We start from the raw sequence: 770 nt of genomic DNA, 5'->3' as shown, positions 1-770 counted from the left end.
CCTGTGCAGAAGGCGCGACGTTCGAAGAGATCGTCGCGTGATAGCGGAGCCGACTCTAGGGAGCGCCACCTATCGCTCCGGTGACGCCAACATTACAAAGCTGTAAGGAAGTTGCCGCCGGGCAAGGATAGCGGCAGGCTTGGTCGCTTGACCCTCTACTGGCTACAGGCTGCAGCCTGCGTCGCCCTCTCGACACGACCGACACCGACGATGCGCTTACTGATAGTGGAAGACGAAGCCCGGGCTGCGGATTATCTGCAGCAGGGCCTCACGGAGAATGGCTATGTGGTCGATCGGGCCGCGACCGGAATCGATGGCTTGCATCTGGCCCTCCAGCAGGACTACGACCTGATCCTGCTGGACATCAATCTGCCGACGATGGATGGCCTGGAAGTCCTGGAATTGCTGCGCCGACGCAAGCAGACCCGGGTGATGCTGCTGACGGGGCAGAGCCGCACCAGCGAACGCGTCCGTGGACTGGACGCCGGCGCTGACGACTATCTGACCAAGCCTTTCGAATTTCCGGAGTTGCTCGCCCGCATCCGCGCGCTGCTCAGGCGCGGCGAGACGCGAGTGCTCAGCGAGACCCTGCAACTGGCCGACCTCGAACTGCATCCCTTTCGCCATCGGGCCTTTCGCGGCGACCAACGCATCGACCTGACCAGCAAGGAATTTGCGCTGCTTCATCTGCTCATGCAGCGCCAGGGCGAAGTGCTCTCCCGCACCGAGATCATCTCGCGGGTCTGGGACATGAATTTCGACTGCGACAC

Annotated in this window: 1 protein-coding gene; it reads left to right on the top strand. The window is 62.3% G+C overall.

What is annotated here, in order from left to right; genetic code table 11:
- Positions 1-210: 210 nt before the first annotated feature.
- On the top strand, positions 211-770 hold a 560-nt coding region (locus tag QKY98_RS23540), incomplete at its 3' end, for a response regulator (RefSeq protein WP_284671694.1).

This window comes from Pseudomonas sp. HR1, assembly GCF_030175875.1.
Classification (GTDB): domain Bacteria; phylum Pseudomonadota; class Gammaproteobacteria; order Pseudomonadales; family Pseudomonadaceae; genus Chryseomonas; species Chryseomonas oryzihabitans.
This window is presented reverse-complemented; position numbering and strand designations above follow the sequence as displayed.